We start from the raw sequence: 13,034 nt of genomic DNA, 5'->3' as shown, positions 1-13,034 counted from the left end.
CAATACCCATGCTCTCTCCATTTATGCTGCTTTTAAAGCGACAACTTTTGATTTGTCGACTTGTTTAACAAAATCTGCAAACTCATCTATTAGCTCATTTGGAGGTATTGGTACTTTAACAGAAGCCAATAACGGTAAAGATATCTGATTAATTGCCACTGCTGTTTGAAATTTAATTTGCTCTCTAAAAGCTTTTGTTTGAAAAAAAGCAAATAAATATTCGTAAATATCACTTCGTACAATTGTCATAAACGTTCCAAATGTCATATTTTCTTTTAGCTTTGGTATCATTGCTACTTTTCCTACTAATCTTGCACTACCATTACGATTGCACATTAAAATATCATTCTCTTGTACATATTTATCAGAAGATACTTTTTTCGTTATTTTTACCAAATCCTCTAAATCAAATACGTTTCCTTTAATATTACTTGACCTAAGAACAATCATTCCATTATCTGCAACATCTTTAGGTGAATATGTAATTCCTTTATTTAACACTGCTACTTGGTCTATTGTTTTAACAACAAAATTTTTAGGATTTAACATAGGGTCACCAAACATCTCGACAAATCGGGCTTTGATGAGCTCATCCAACTTGTCTAGCTGAGACTTTCTTTCTCTTATAATGGACTCTAACAAATCCATCATATCCATACACTTTTGTTGTTCATCGCGGCTTATCTGTGGTACGGCTAACTCTTCTAAAACATTTTTCCCAATAGCTTTAAAAGTACTTCCTGTTCCCTTCTGATTTAGGTCATTATTTCTGGCTTTTAACAAATGAAATACATAATTTCGCTCAGCCTCATCTTTTATAGTTATTGCTGCTAAGCCTCGTCCTATGCAACATTTATCTTTAGCATAATTCAACGCACCGATAGGTGCTCTTACAGAAATTAAAATATCTCCCGGTTCTGCTACTTTTTTAGGTTCATTGCACCAGACTCTTTCATTTGGATATAACTCACCAAAATCAGCATTACCTTGAAAGAATGGCAATCCTTCTTTTTCTTCGTTATAGCTAGATGAATCTGGAGACTGTCCCATCGTAATTTTTGCTATATCCTTTAACGCTTTATATTCCATCTATCATCCCTACAAATCTCAATTTATAGGATGTATTATTATTTCTTTATGCTATGTGGATTTGGAAAACCATCTGTGAAAACACGAGTTAAGTATTCATCACTATTTGGACATTGTACTCTTTTCATCTAAAGTTCTCCTAAACTATGATATATATTTTCTATGCGACAACTTTACATTACTTTGATTTACCATCGCATATTGCATCGTTGTATCTATTTGTGAGTGTCCTAAAATCTTTTGTACCTGCTCAATCGGCATACCTTTGTCAATAGCTCTCGTAGCCATTGTACGTCTAAACTTATGTGGATGAATCCTCGTCATATTATTACTTCGCCCCAAGGAACGGATTCTTATTTCTACGCCGCTTATTTTCAACCTATCATGTGGAGCATCTAACGTTACAAATAGTGCCTCATTATCATCTACACGACTAGATAGATATGCTTGCAAATGCAACTTTGCTTTAGCATCAAAATACACCTTCCGCTCTTTTCCACCCTTTCCAAAAACAACACACTCTCTGGCTTCAAAATCCACATCAGAAATATTCAGATTCACAAGTTCTCCAACACGAATACCAGTAGAATAAAGCAAATCAATCATCGCAAGATCCCTCTTACAGCTACAACTATCACGAAGCCTCTCTATATCCTCATCCGTAATTATTTCTTTCACCTGTTGATTAGTTTTAATCTTATGAATTCGGCGCATTGGACTTTTTAGAATATAATTTTCTTCTTCAAGCCACGAAAAGAAACTGGATATATTTCGACGAACATTATCAACCGTCACCTTGCTACAACCATTCCATTCTTGATATTGTGACAAGTAACTTCTCATATCATCCGTGCTAATCTTACGAATTGGCTGATTCATAACCGTTAGCATTTTTTCAATCGTTACTCGATAATATTGAATTGTTCGCTTCGAACAACCTTCAATTGTTTTCGCTGCCAAGAACAATCGCAAGTATTCTTGATTTGAAATTTGTTTTCGCTTTTCAATTTTTCCTGAAAAAACATCCAACATAACTTCCTGAAGCTTCTTCATTTGTGCAATTGAAAGATACTCCGACATCTCGTTTAAAATAGTTACAATCTTTTCTTCCATACTGGTAATCCTTTCTTTACCAGCATCCCTGCAACCACTTTATTTATCCAAAATAATCTTGCATCAAACTATCAAATAATAATTGAGCCTCATCCAAAGCTTTCTGCACTGCAACTTTTGATTTGTCGACTTGTTTGACAAAGCTTTCAAACTCAGTTTGCTTTTCCATTGGTGGAATAATAAATGACAAATCGCCAAGGATTTTCATAGTTAAATACTTTGTCAATCCCCCCAATGATTGTTGTTGAAGATAAACGAGTTTATCCTCCAACTGATATTGAAACAGTCTATATGACCAGTCTTGCTTTAGTCCTAATACATAAGTTCTCTGATATGCATTAAACTTCCCTTTATAATACTTAACATCATATTTTCCAGCCGCATTATTTCCTGCCAAAAGAAGGGCTTCTTGATCAAAAGCATATTTATCAATCCTAAATATATCTTTTGCACATGTAAAAAAGGGATATTCCCCACCTTCTACCATTGCATTAGAATCAAGCTTGCCCGTTGTAGTGTTAAAGACATCATTCCATCCTAATACCGGATATCCTTTATCATAAAAGAGCTCGACAAATCGGGCTTTGATGAGTTCGTCTAATTGCTGTAGTTCTAGTTTTCGTTCTTCAATTACTCTTGAAATCTTATCGAGCACTTCTACTATTTTTTGTTGTTTATCCGGCTCTGGATACTCGATATTTACTTCCTTTAACCACTTAAAATGACGATTGTATCCAGTATCAGGTATTCGAGCGTTTTTTAATGCATAATACAAATATTTGTAATTTGCATCCTTCTTCTTGGATTTCAAAAGCTTTACACCATCTGCTCCTAAGAAAAACGGTTCATCAACATATTTTATAATTCTTGTATGGTCACCAAATACTATTGCAGGAACATCTTCATAAAGTCCATCTTCCTCATTCGTATACCCAGCAATAATGTTCTGTCCTTGATCCACTACAATATATTTCCCTTCAGACAAATAATTGTCTTTCGGAATCTTTGTTCCAAGGCTTGTGCAGTCCTCAAATATATCATTAAAAGCTTCCATCTATCATCCCTACAAATCTCAATTTGATGAGATTATCCTTTCATTCTTTATCGTTCTCTTCAACCACTACACCTTCAATTAATCCTGTCACTAGATTCTGAAGTTGTTTTGCATTCTGAGAAGTAATCACCGGCTGACCTGTTCGTTCTTCAATCTCTTTTCTGGCATTGCCGGCAATCGTTCCACCTTCTTGCGCCACCTTCCGATTCTCGCTTAAACCAATTGGATTCGAAGCTTTTGTGAGCTCTGTAGTTGTTGCCTCAGCTAACATATTTAACGCCAACTCCAGCGTACTCATGTTATCCCGCAAGTTCTCTTTTTTTAGACCTTTCAGATTCTTATACTGTCTCGTCGACATACCGGACCACGCTCTTGTGACCTCATCTGTAAGAATCGCAAACTCTTTTCCTTGCTCAACGCCATGAGATTTCCACTGATCTGTCAATTCTTTTCGTGCTCGAATCGTTTGTAATCTCTGATTGATCCAATCTGCATCATAACCTAGTTTTGCATATGTTTCCAAAGCTCTATCAATCGTTAATTCTGGATCAATTGTTTCCTCAATTCGTTCGCGTCCTACCTGTGCTAACCACATTTTAAAAGGTTCCGCTTTCTTTGAAGGAATTGACTGAATCAAACGTAACAGCTGCTCTGTATTAGCTACATCAGTAAGCCTTTTCTTTCCATCCTGTGCTGTCATTTTCAAACCGTGACAATTTGTCACGGTTTCATTTCCTTCATTTTTCATCCTTTGTTTTAACTTACGCCAATACGCTGCTGGATCTTTGCTCTCAGTTAAAACACCAATCACATCCACAATCGAAAAATACCATTCTTCTTCATCCTCAACCCATGCTGTTCGAATAGGTTGATCCTCGTATAATTGAATCTTATCGGCCATGTACATTCCCCCATTTTAGATATTCAGCAGTTTCTCCAACTCATCCATTTCTTTGCCAATTTCCATCTCAATCTCACGAATATTAGCCATGATTTCAGATGTTGGTGGATACTCTACCTTTTCGTACACCACTTCTTTATATTTGTTGATAGATAAATCATAATCATTGTCTGCGATATCCTCTTTTGGTACCATAAATGACTTATCCGTACGCTCTCTATCAGCCTCTTTATCCAGATTTTTGAAACGTTCAATGATATCTGGAATATCATTTTCGCTAATCGGTGTACGTTTATCATCCAAACTGTAACCATCAGCAGTCATATCATAGAACCAGACATTATCAGTTCCGCCATGCCCTGTCTTTGTAAAGATGAGAATTGCAGTAGATACACCGGCATATGGTTTGAACACTCCGGAAGGCATAGAAATCACGGCCTCTAATCGGTTCTCTTCAACTATCTGCTTTCTAATATCCTTATGCGCTTTAGATGACCCAAAAAGGACACCATCTGGGACGATACATGCACATCTTCCACCAACTTTTAACATACGAAGGAAGAGAGCCAAGAATAAAAGCTCTGTCTTTTTTGTCTTACATACCTTACGCAAATCTCCTGAAACAGCATCTGCATCTAAACTTCCTTTAAAAGGTGGATTTGCAAGAATCAATGAATACTTATCATGATCTGCATTCTGATCTGACAAGCTATCACGATACTCGATAAACGGATTATCAATTCCATGTGTCATCATGTTCATAGCACCAATACGAAGCATAGTTCGATCCATATCAAAGCCATTGAACATAGAGTTCATATAATGTTCTTTTTTATCTTTATCGAAGAAGATTTCTTCTTTCTTTGTTTCCTTTAAATATTCTGCAGCTGAAACAAGGAATCCCGAAGTACCGCAAGCCGGATCACAGATTACATCATCTGCCTTTGGATCTACCATCTCAACCATCATGCGGATAATGTGACGAGGTGTTCTAAACTGACCATTTCTTCCAGCTGATGCAATCTTATTAAGCAAATACTCATACACATCACCACGTACATCAGATGACTGTGTCGAGTTCATAATTTCATAAATCTCATCCAAAGAATCTACTACCTTTGATAAGAGAAGCGGTGTTGGAAGTTTGAAAATAGCATCATCCATATATTTGGAATATGCACTATTCTTATCGCTATGAAGATTCTTAATAAATGGAAAAACCCATTCCTGCATAACAGTATACATTTTTCCAGCTGGGAAATCATGAAATACAGACCACTTCAACTGTGTTCCTTCAATAGAACGATCTCCAATCTTCACTTCACCTTCAAAGATACTGTGATAAGGAAGCCCAAGCATGGCACTTTCCTTTTCACGCTTATTATCTACATCATCCAAATCTCTGATAAACATAAGATATGTAATCTGTTCGATTACTTCCAGTGGGTTAACCAATCCACCTGCTGCAAACACATCCCAAAGTCCATCGATTTTATTTTTTAATTCACCTGTAATCATTTATTAATCCTCCACATTCCATGTGTATTTCGTATAACGGCCCCCGCCGATTTTCTTAATTTCATTATTCTTTAGAAGTTCTGCCAGTGTTCTCTGAACCGTTGTATCACTTATATCAGGATTCATTTCCAAAAGTTCTGACTTTGTAATCGTTCCGATGTGATTTTTTATAATCTCACGAATTCGATCTGACTTTGACAGATTCGGATTTGTAACAAGCTCTACTCTGGACTCAAACTCTTTATAAGCATTTACTATAACTCCAAGCATATAGTTAACAAACGGCTTATAATCATTCTCATTTTCATGCCAGTTTATCGAACTATCCTGAAGAACTTCATAGTACGTTTCTTTAGACTCTTCTATAATCTTCTCTATACTGATATACTTTCCAACAATATAATCAGACTGATACAGAAGCAAAAGCGTCAGCAATCTGCTCATTCTTCCATTGCCATCATTGAATGGATAAATACACAGGAAATCCAAAATAAACATACTCATAAGTATTAATGGATCAGCCTCATTCTTTGCTTCTTTATATGCCACGCATAGTGCATCTAAAGACTCCGGTGTTTCCCATGCCGGAACCGGTTTGAATCTTATCTTTTCATTGCCCTTTTCATCTCGCTCACGGATAATGTTGTCACCGGTCTTAAACACACCGCCATCGACATCACCAATAAACTTATATAAATCTCGATGCAATTGTAGAAAGTAATTTGCATTAATCGGTATGTACTCATAACTCTCATGAATTATATTTAATACATCACGATACCCGGCAATCTCAGATTCATCCCTATTTCTTGGAGTTGTCTTTTCCTGCACCAGATTTTTAAGTCTGTCATCCGCAGTAAAGATTCCCTCGATTCGGTTTGAAGCCTCTGTACTTTGAATCTTGGCAATCTCTACTAACTCGTTCAATTCATCCTTGTGTGCTTCGATAAACAAGCGCTGCTCACCCTTAAATTCATTAATAAGAGTAAGCTTCTGGACAATGTCAGGTATTAGCAGTTTCTGCCATTTTTCCTTATAATTGTAGTCTCTCATCCAATTACCTCATAATCATTTTAATTTAGTCATTTTCATCTCTCACGACTTAATTAAGCTCCTTTAATCTTACTCTTTTTTTCAATTTAGTGTCAAGAGATTTAATTTAGTCATTTTTGCTGCCAATGACTAAATTGAGTAATCCGATGAATGAATTAAGAGGGACGAATACATCATCATCCTTCGCAAATTATAAACTCGGCTCATTGTACTAGTATACTAAATTGGTAACACCTTGGACAGATAATATGTTATAAATAATATTATCTAGGAGGACCAATTATGTCAGCAAAGTACAATGAAGATTTCAAAAAGGAAGTAGTAGATGCATATTATAATACATTTAAAAATTGTTTTTATTATAGGTTTACATTTGATAGCGTTGAAATGTTAGTTAGACAAGATGACTAAGCAATATATTAACTGGTATAACTACGTCAGACCACATACTCATAATAACAATTTAACACCAATGGAATTAAGGTTTAGCTAATTTATCCGTCCGACTTGTTACCCAAAATGTTGACCAGTACACATATTAACCTCCACCATAATCTATTAAAAATAGGCATTTTATAGACTTGCCCAGGTCTTTGTCATTATCAATGACATTTAGCTTTATGGTTTGCTAATGTGGTTCCGGCTTTGCTTTTTGAACTTTTGCTAGAAGATTTACTAGCAAGTGTCTTTCCAGCTTTACCGACTTTTCCGCCATGATGTACAGCCATTTCGTGTACCTCCTTTGCATAATCTCCTTGCAAAAAATGGTACCCCCCTGTTATGATTATTTTGCGAATAAAAAGTCAAGGGTTCACTTTGACAAGGGAATAGCTAGAGCAAAAACTCTGGCTTTTTCTATGTTTAGGGATTTCTCTCTTACATACCTTACAAATAACTTTGAATGTAATTATTTAATTTTTCTTCCGAATCAATTCCATAAGAATTAGCTACATTACTAAAATATTTCTTTATCTCTTCTTTACTGATTATTTCTCTAGATGGTTGTAATGGTTCATAATCGCTTCGTGCATCCTTCCAAGGGTCCTCATTATGTGTAATATTCTCAAGAACCTTTCCACTATATTTCCCAAATGTATTGATTACTAAATCAATTACCATCTTTTCCTGATTATCTAATTCTGCAAATCGTTCCTTTAATATTGCAAACCTGTTATCTTCAATTGGGTTAAATTTGAAATCTTTAAATAAATCATATACTTCTCCATATACAGGCCCATGCACCCAAGCCATACAATCTTCTTTATACAGTGGCTTATCAAACATTACCATATATATACCCTGAATAAAGTATAAAATTTTCTGTAGTGCCAATGGTGTAACTTCCTGCATCTGTTCAAAAATGTAAGAAATTGTTAATAACATTTCGTCTGACATACAAAACATTCCCGCAATCTCTTCAGCTGCTTTAATTGCCTTTTTATAAGCTGTTTCTCCAATCTTTTCAGCATTATCATTTAATAACTTAATCATATAATTTGGTGTAGATAAAACCCTTTTAATTACATCAGAATATTCTTTTGAAGGGATTTGTCCTGAAAGATATCGTGTAATTGTGATCTCTCCAAATCCTAACGCCGTTGACAACGGCGCCTTTCCAATATTATAAATTTCCATTATTCTATTGATATCTTCTATGCTAACTAATCCCTCAGCACGTCTATACTGTTCGTCAATAGCTTTCATGTTTAAATCCAAGAGACCAGGAATATCCATTTCCTCTCCACATTCTTCACATATAGCAACCATTATTTCGAAATCATAAGTTTTATTTTTTATTTCTTTTTTCACAATCTTTTTCCGCAGTGTGTATGCTCTGTCATCCCTGCAATGCGTACAAAAATCGTACAGTTTCTCCTTTGCCATTTTGTTTTCCTCCTAATTTTGCGTTTCGATTTGTTTTCTTTTCTATTTAAAATAATATTTTAGCGGATATTTCTGCTTGTGAAATGAAATTACTATAACATATCTTGATTCCAACTTATTAAATTTAATATATAGCGAAACCTGTTCCACTCCAGAACCAAATCTACGTAATAAATTTACATTCTTTCCAAACACATATAGCATCTCATGTTCAAATCCTTTATGATCGTTGGGACGAATCTCTGAAAAATCCATTCGTGTAAGCCCCAGTAGAATCTGTTTTCTATGTTCCTCAGTAATTACATAGTCCATAAACAAATCTTGATTATCCTGTCTCTTATCATTCATCTCAACTCTATATTTTCCAGCATTAATTGCAGCTTTTACTTCTTCTAGATACTTCTTAATGTCATCATAAGTTGCTGTCAAATTTTATCCTCCAATTTATGTGATAGTATTTTTAATTTATTCTATCATTATAGTACACCGATGATAGGTTTTTGTCAATACCCTATCATTATAATTTTATTATTCTCATTCGAGTTTAAATAACAAACCCGCCCCATAGTGTCAATCTACAGAATCATTTTCCTGCTTTTGACACCCTAGGACGGGTTCGTTTATTTATAGCCAAGGCCACTTAAGGTTAAGTGTACTTATTGTTCATTTTTATAATTCGTATCGTAGCAATTTTAAAAGTTGTAAACTAGTTGTAAATTCATTTTTTTATTCCGTCAAATGCTTGAAAACAAAGGATTTCTATCCATTGGTTAATACCATGCCATGGCAGATGAATAACACCTTTATCATAAAATTTCTCCTTCATAATTTGATAAATACAGCTTAGTTTTGCTAGATTTTACAAAATCTCCAGGGCATTTACAGCTTTCAATGAATATGTATGTAAAAATGCAAATTGTAGCAAAATTATACAATACACAGACATCAATCGTAATAAAACTTCGTAGATCATACTACCGTAATTATGAAAGTTTTATTTCAAGTGCTTCCTTTTTTTGACGTTCTAAAATTTCGCTATACTTTTCATATGCCCCTTTCTGAAACATTGAAAGAATAGCTTCCTGAACCGAATATTCTGACGGATGCAGTCTTAAATCTTCCACATCAGAATCATATTCATATGTTTTGCAGATATCTATTTTCAAATCGTCATACTTAAAGTTTATTTCAACAACAACTGCACGCAAATCTGCAATAGATTCAAACTTATATCCCATTGTTGAAACATAAAAATTATTATCCAAACATTCTTGAACAAAAGAATTATTTCTAATGCTTGTACCATTAAGAATAGCACTTGTAATTCCTTGGAGATTTTTTAATGTTCCTTCTTCCTCACCATCCAATTCTCTTGTTTCTTCATCATCGGTACCTTCATATTTCTTTAATTCTATTTTTGTAACAGTTTCAAATCGCCATCCTGCAAATTTCTTTTTTACAAACTCATCAAAAAAAGCCACGCGATTTTCATTAGTCAAAACCTGTAAAGATATATGTTTTGCAGAAAATGAAGAATATTTTTTAATTTGAGATTCCAAAACCCTATTAAAATCCTTCATCTCACTACTAGATGCTTGTCTAACATCAACTAACACTTCACATTTTGACATCTTATTAATCTTTATCTCTGTTTCCTTATACTGAGTAGATATAAACGCATTTCTTCCTGGTCTTGATAATGCGTAACGCAATTTCACTAAAATGTTATCACCATCTCTTACTATTGCCATCAAACTATATTTAGATTCTCGGAATGAAAAATTTGAAAAGAAATCCTCCGTATCATCCATGATATTATTAACATCTGAATTTGTTAACACAAACACAGATGATTTTAAATAATTTCCACCATCTTCAATCGATTGGCTCATCTTTTCTATATCACCAGTTCCCCATAAAACAGGATAAACCTGCTCTGCAATCTGCTCAGCATTTGTAGAAGTTAAAATTATCCCTTGTTTTTTTAATATTTGTCGAATTCGAAAGGTTTTAAGTTTTCCATCTTCTATAACTCTTTTAAGTTCTTTATTATCAACATAATTGGTTACCATTTTAACACCCCTATCTATTTTCAACCACGCCTATTTTTCTGTTTAATAGAAACTTTGTTTTTATAGCTTTTATTATTTTCTCATCAACTCTACCATTATCATAATTGCTGATTATATTAATAAAATTCTCTCTTATATAATTGCAATCATCTTGGTTCTCTACCCAAAAACAGAAATCATATGCATCATATCTATTTTCATATTGAAATGTCCTGCACATACTCCATAAATATTGAATACTTTCTGACGTAATACAATCAAGACAAAATACAACCAATATTTTATTTGTATGTGTATCACCATTTCGAAGTTCTTCCTTTTCTGTTGTTTCGCAGAATATATATTTAGCAAATAAATGATTCAAGCTCCAATAATTTTCTGAAATAGGTTGTGAGTTATTAATACTTGGATACAATACATTAATACCATTTAAATAATCAGTTTTTATCATGCGATCAATTGCATCCCATTTCTCCAATGTTTTGTTACCTGCTATAAATATTTTATATGGTATTTTTTTATTTGGTATTTCCAACTCTGACAAATACTGCTCAAATTTTTTATGATCATATTTTCCATCATTACAGTTAATAATAAGAAGAGCACAATTCTTATCAGCCCCATCAGCATAAAATTCTTGCAACTCAGAGTTATTTCTTGCACAATCAATTAGATTAATCTCTTCATTCACCCAATTTTGTATCTCTGATTTTGATATACTTGCCCATTCTCTATTTTTACACTCAATAAATACACCTTGAACACCACCTAAATATGGATCTTTATACTCCATATATAAATCCACACCATGCGTTCTTTTTGAAGTCCCTTTCGAGTTCTTATGGGTACTTCTTGTACACTTTATTTCTTTGTCTCCCATTTTCTTTTTCCAATTAAACATGCTTAGCAGTTCAAAACCTACTGATTCTAATTTTTTCCCAATTTTTTGCGCATTTTCACCCATAACTATTATCTCCTTCCCGAACATTCCAGCATACGATAAATCATGTTTAACTGTTTATTGTTAATAGAATGTCTCAATCTATATATCCTAATTGTACCTGAAATAAATATAAGCATACCAATATATACATCTTCACATTTCCACTTTATTGAAATCTTATCAATGTTCTTTTTGTACCTTTCAATGATTTCAAAAGGATTATCGTAATTCGAAAGATCAAATGTACAATCAGCTAATATACCATCATTAAATGCCACTTGTGTAGCCGTAGTCTTTCCGACAATCACATTATCTGTTTCTTTTAGGTACTCAATAATTTTCAAAAAATCCAACTCTAATGGTTCAATAATTGCCTTATTATCTATTGCAATTGATAAAGCAGTTATAATCTTGCTTGCATTTTGACTTGAGCCCCATACATCCATATAATTCTTTTCTAAATTAATATGAAACTCTGTTGTAACATATTTTTTCCTTGTTATATTTTGAAAAGAATTTGTATCAAAATCATACTCAACGCTCTTATATATAGACGAGTATATATATGTTCCAGATATTTCCGTGTCGCTATAATCATCTATTACAAACCGCGTTTCATCCAAAATCTGTTGTTCTAATTTATCTATTATTTGAACACATGATAAATCCGTACGAAGAATAAATTTATATATCAAAATATTACTTGCAGCCATATATCCTCCTTCTAAATTGCTTTAAACATTTTCTGGCTTACTGGTTTCGCCTGCCCCTTTTCCAATTCCCTACGGGCATTTTCCATTTCTTCCAGTTTCCTTAGTTCTTCCGTTGCATCATCCAATCCGATGTGAGTATAAACATTAAGTGTTACTTCTATATCAGAATGACCCATGATATATTTCATATCAGAAGTCCTTTGAAGCTGATGGTCTATATTGATGACATTGTTTGTTAAGTCAACATCCTTCATGATAAGACCATAAAATTCTGATATTCTCATTCCCGTGTGAAAGAGAATATAAATCACTTCATAATACTTGCAATATACCACATCATCATGCACAAACTTAAAGAATGGTATTGTACAATAAAATTTGACACCCTATCCTCAAGGTTTTTGATATAATGATAATCAATCAGAAAACAGGAGGACAATATGGCAAAAAAACAAAGAACATATGACATGGAGTACAAAGCACAGGCAGTAAAACTCGCACAGGAAATAGGTGGACATAAAGCAGCGAAAGAATTAGGTGTTCCAGACGGTACTATCTATTGTTGGATAAAAGCATTTAAAGAAGGACGTTTACATGTTGCATCAGCAGTTCATACACCTGATGATGCTTTATCACTGAATGAGGAACTAATCGAACTTAGAAAACGTATCAGAGAACAGGAAAAAGAAATCCA

15 protein-coding genes and 1 pseudogene are annotated in these 13,034 nt (G+C 33.9%); 3 read left to right on the top strand and 13 right to left on the bottom strand.

The genetic code is table 11. From position 1 onward, the window contains the following. Positions 1-21 precede the first annotated feature (21 nt). The 6 genes from BLV79_RS09540 to BLV79_RS09515 all read right to left on the bottom strand — a co-directional run bounded on the left by BLV79_RS09540 (position 22) and on the right by BLV79_RS09515 (position 6,728). Positions 22-1,089, bottom strand: a complete 1,068-nt coding sequence (locus BLV79_RS09540; RefSeq protein ID WP_074718458.1) for a restriction endonuclease subunit S — start codon at positions 1,087-1,089, stop codon at positions 22-24. 144 nt (positions 1,090-1,233) lie between these two features. Continuing rightward, entirely contained in the window at positions 1,234-2,202 is a 969-nt protein-coding gene (gene xerA / locus BLV79_RS09535) for a site-specific tyrosine recombinase/integron integrase (protein ID WP_074718456.1), read from the bottom strand. Between the two features lie 43 nt (positions 2,203-2,245). Then, a complete protein-coding gene (locus BLV79_RS09530; protein ID WP_074718454.1) occupies positions 2,246-3,256 on the bottom strand; it encodes a restriction endonuclease subunit S in 1,011 nt (336 codons plus the stop codon). Positions 3,257-3,296: 40 nt separating this feature from the next. Beyond that, positions 3,297-4,157 carry a BRO family protein gene (locus BLV79_RS09525; protein ID WP_022750474.1) on the bottom strand — a complete coding sequence of 287 codons (861 nt, stop codon included), beginning with the start codon at positions 4,155-4,157 and terminating at the stop codon, positions 3,297-3,299. Between the two features lie 15 nt (positions 4,158-4,172). After that, entirely contained in the window at positions 4,173-5,675 is a 1,503-nt protein-coding gene (locus BLV79_RS09520; protein WP_074718452.1) for a type I restriction-modification system subunit M, read from the bottom strand. Between the two features lie 3 nt (positions 5,676-5,678). Further along, complete coding sequence (locus BLV79_RS09515) at positions 5,679-6,728, bottom strand: Fic family protein (protein ID WP_074718450.1); 1,050 nt, start codon at positions 6,726-6,728, stop codon at positions 5,679-5,681. Positions 6,729-7,010: 282 nt separating this feature from the next. Between BLV79_RS09515 and BLV79_RS13195 the strand changes: the two genes are divergently transcribed. Then, a complete protein-coding gene (locus BLV79_RS13195) occupies positions 7,011-7,139 on the top strand; it encodes a hypothetical protein (RefSeq protein WP_278320473.1) in 129 nt (42 codons plus the stop codon). Beyond that, positions 7,132-7,221: an IS3 family transposase gene (locus BLV79_RS13360; protein ID WP_143470248.1), complete on the top strand. Its 90-nt coding sequence runs from the start codon at positions 7,132-7,134 to the stop codon at positions 7,219-7,221. The genes BLV79_RS13195 and BLV79_RS13360 overlap by 8 nt, the downstream gene beginning before the upstream one ends. A 109-nt stretch (positions 7,222-7,330) precedes the next feature. On the opposite strand, the gene BLV79_RS13190 is transcribed toward BLV79_RS13360, so the two are convergent. The 7 genes and pseudogenes from BLV79_RS13190 to BLV79_RS09480 all read right to left on the bottom strand — a co-directional run. Beyond that, positions 7,331-7,456, bottom strand: a complete 126-nt coding sequence (locus tag BLV79_RS13190; protein WP_278320472.1) for a hypothetical protein — start codon at positions 7,454-7,456, stop codon at positions 7,331-7,333. A 157-nt stretch (positions 7,457-7,613) separates the two neighbouring features. After that, positions 7,614-8,612, bottom strand: a complete 999-nt coding sequence (locus BLV79_RS09505) for a type II toxin-antitoxin system antitoxin SocA domain-containing protein (RefSeq protein WP_074718448.1) — start codon at positions 8,610-8,612, stop codon at positions 7,614-7,616. A gap of 42 nt (positions 8,613-8,654) precedes the next feature. After that, a complete protein-coding gene (locus BLV79_RS09500; RefSeq protein WP_074718446.1) occupies positions 8,655-9,041 on the bottom strand; it encodes a hypothetical protein in 387 nt (128 codons plus the stop codon). A gap of 554 nt (positions 9,042-9,595) precedes the next feature. After that, a complete protein-coding gene (locus BLV79_RS09495; protein ID WP_074718444.1) occupies positions 9,596-10,684 on the bottom strand; it encodes a hypothetical protein in 1,089 nt (362 codons plus the stop codon). A 10-nt stretch (positions 10,685-10,694) separates the two neighbouring features. Continuing rightward, the gene (locus tag BLV79_RS09490) at positions 10,695-11,648 is read right to left on the bottom strand and encodes a PD-(D/E)XK nuclease domain-containing protein (RefSeq protein ID WP_074718442.1); all 954 of its coding nucleotides are present in this window, start codon (positions 11,646-11,648) and stop codon (positions 10,695-10,697) included. A gap of 5 nt (positions 11,649-11,653) precedes the next feature. After that, the gene (locus tag BLV79_RS09485; protein ID WP_074718440.1) at positions 11,654-12,340 is read right to left on the bottom strand and encodes a hypothetical protein; all 687 of its coding nucleotides are present in this window, start codon (positions 12,338-12,340) and stop codon (positions 11,654-11,656) included. An 11-nt stretch (positions 12,341-12,351) separates the two neighbouring features. Next, a pseudogene (locus BLV79_RS09480) lies at positions 12,352-12,699 on the bottom strand (tyrosine-type recombinase/integrase); the annotation flags it as partial. Between the two features lie 81 nt (positions 12,700-12,780). Between BLV79_RS09480 and BLV79_RS09475 the strand changes: the two are divergent. Further along, positions 12,781-13,034 (top strand): transposase (locus tag BLV79_RS09475; protein WP_143470247.1); only part of this gene is annotated, 254 nt, incomplete at its 3' end.

This window comes from Lachnobacterium bovis DSM 14045, assembly GCF_900107245.1.
Classification (GTDB): domain Bacteria; phylum Bacillota; class Clostridia; order Lachnospirales; family Lachnospiraceae; genus Roseburia; species Roseburia bovis.
The sequence above is the reverse complement of the archived record's forward strand: the minus strand, read 5'-3'. Positions and strand labels throughout refer to the sequence as shown.

What these genes read in the sequence shown, in the direction of transcription:
- BLV79_RS09540 (WP_074718458.1), bottom strand. Translation starts at nt 1,089, where the DNA reads ATGGAATATAAAGCGTTAAAGGATATAGCAAAAATTACGATGGGACAG.
- xerA (WP_074718456.1), bottom strand. Translation starts at nt 2,202, where the DNA reads ATGGAAGAAAAGATTGTAACTATTTTAAACGAGATGTCGGAGTATCTT.
- BLV79_RS09530 (WP_074718454.1), bottom strand. Translation starts at nt 3,256, where the DNA reads ATGGAAGCTTTTAATGATATATTTGAGGACTGCACAAGCCTTGGAACA.
- BLV79_RS09525 (WP_022750474.1), bottom strand. Translation starts at nt 4,157, where the DNA reads ATGGCCGATAAGATTCAATTATACGAGGATCAACCTATTCGAACAGCA.
- BLV79_RS09520 (WP_074718452.1), bottom strand. Translation starts at nt 5,675, where the DNA reads ATGATTACAGGTGAATTAAAAAATAAAATCGATGGACTTTGGGATGTG.
- BLV79_RS09515 (WP_074718450.1), bottom strand. Translation starts at nt 6,728, where the DNA reads ATGAGAGACTACAATTATAAGGAAAAATGGCAGAAACTGCTAATACCT.
- BLV79_RS13195 (WP_278320473.1), top strand. Translation starts at nt 7,011, where the DNA reads ATGTCAGCAAAGTACAATGAAGATTTCAAAAAGGAAGTAGTAGATGCA.
- BLV79_RS13360 (WP_143470248.1), top strand. Translation starts at nt 7,132, where the DNA reads ATGACTAAGCAATATATTAACTGGTATAACTACGTCAGACCACATACT.
- BLV79_RS13190 (WP_278320472.1), bottom strand. Translation starts at nt 7,456, where the DNA reads ATGGCTGTACATCATGGCGGAAAAGTCGGTAAAGCTGGAAAGACACTT.
- BLV79_RS09505 (WP_074718448.1), bottom strand. Translation starts at nt 8,612, where the DNA reads ATGGCAAAGGAGAAACTGTACGATTTTTGTACGCATTGCAGGGATGAC.
- BLV79_RS09495 (WP_074718444.1), bottom strand. Translation starts at nt 10,684, where the DNA reads ATGGTAACCAATTATGTTGATAATAAAGAACTTAAAAGAGTTATAGAA.
- BLV79_RS09490 (WP_074718442.1), bottom strand. Translation starts at nt 11,648, where the DNA reads ATGGGTGAAAATGCGCAAAAAATTGGGAAAAAATTAGAATCAGTAGGT.
- BLV79_RS09485 (WP_074718440.1), bottom strand. Translation starts at nt 12,340, where the DNA reads ATGGCTGCAAGTAATATTTTGATATATAAATTTATTCTTCGTACGGAT.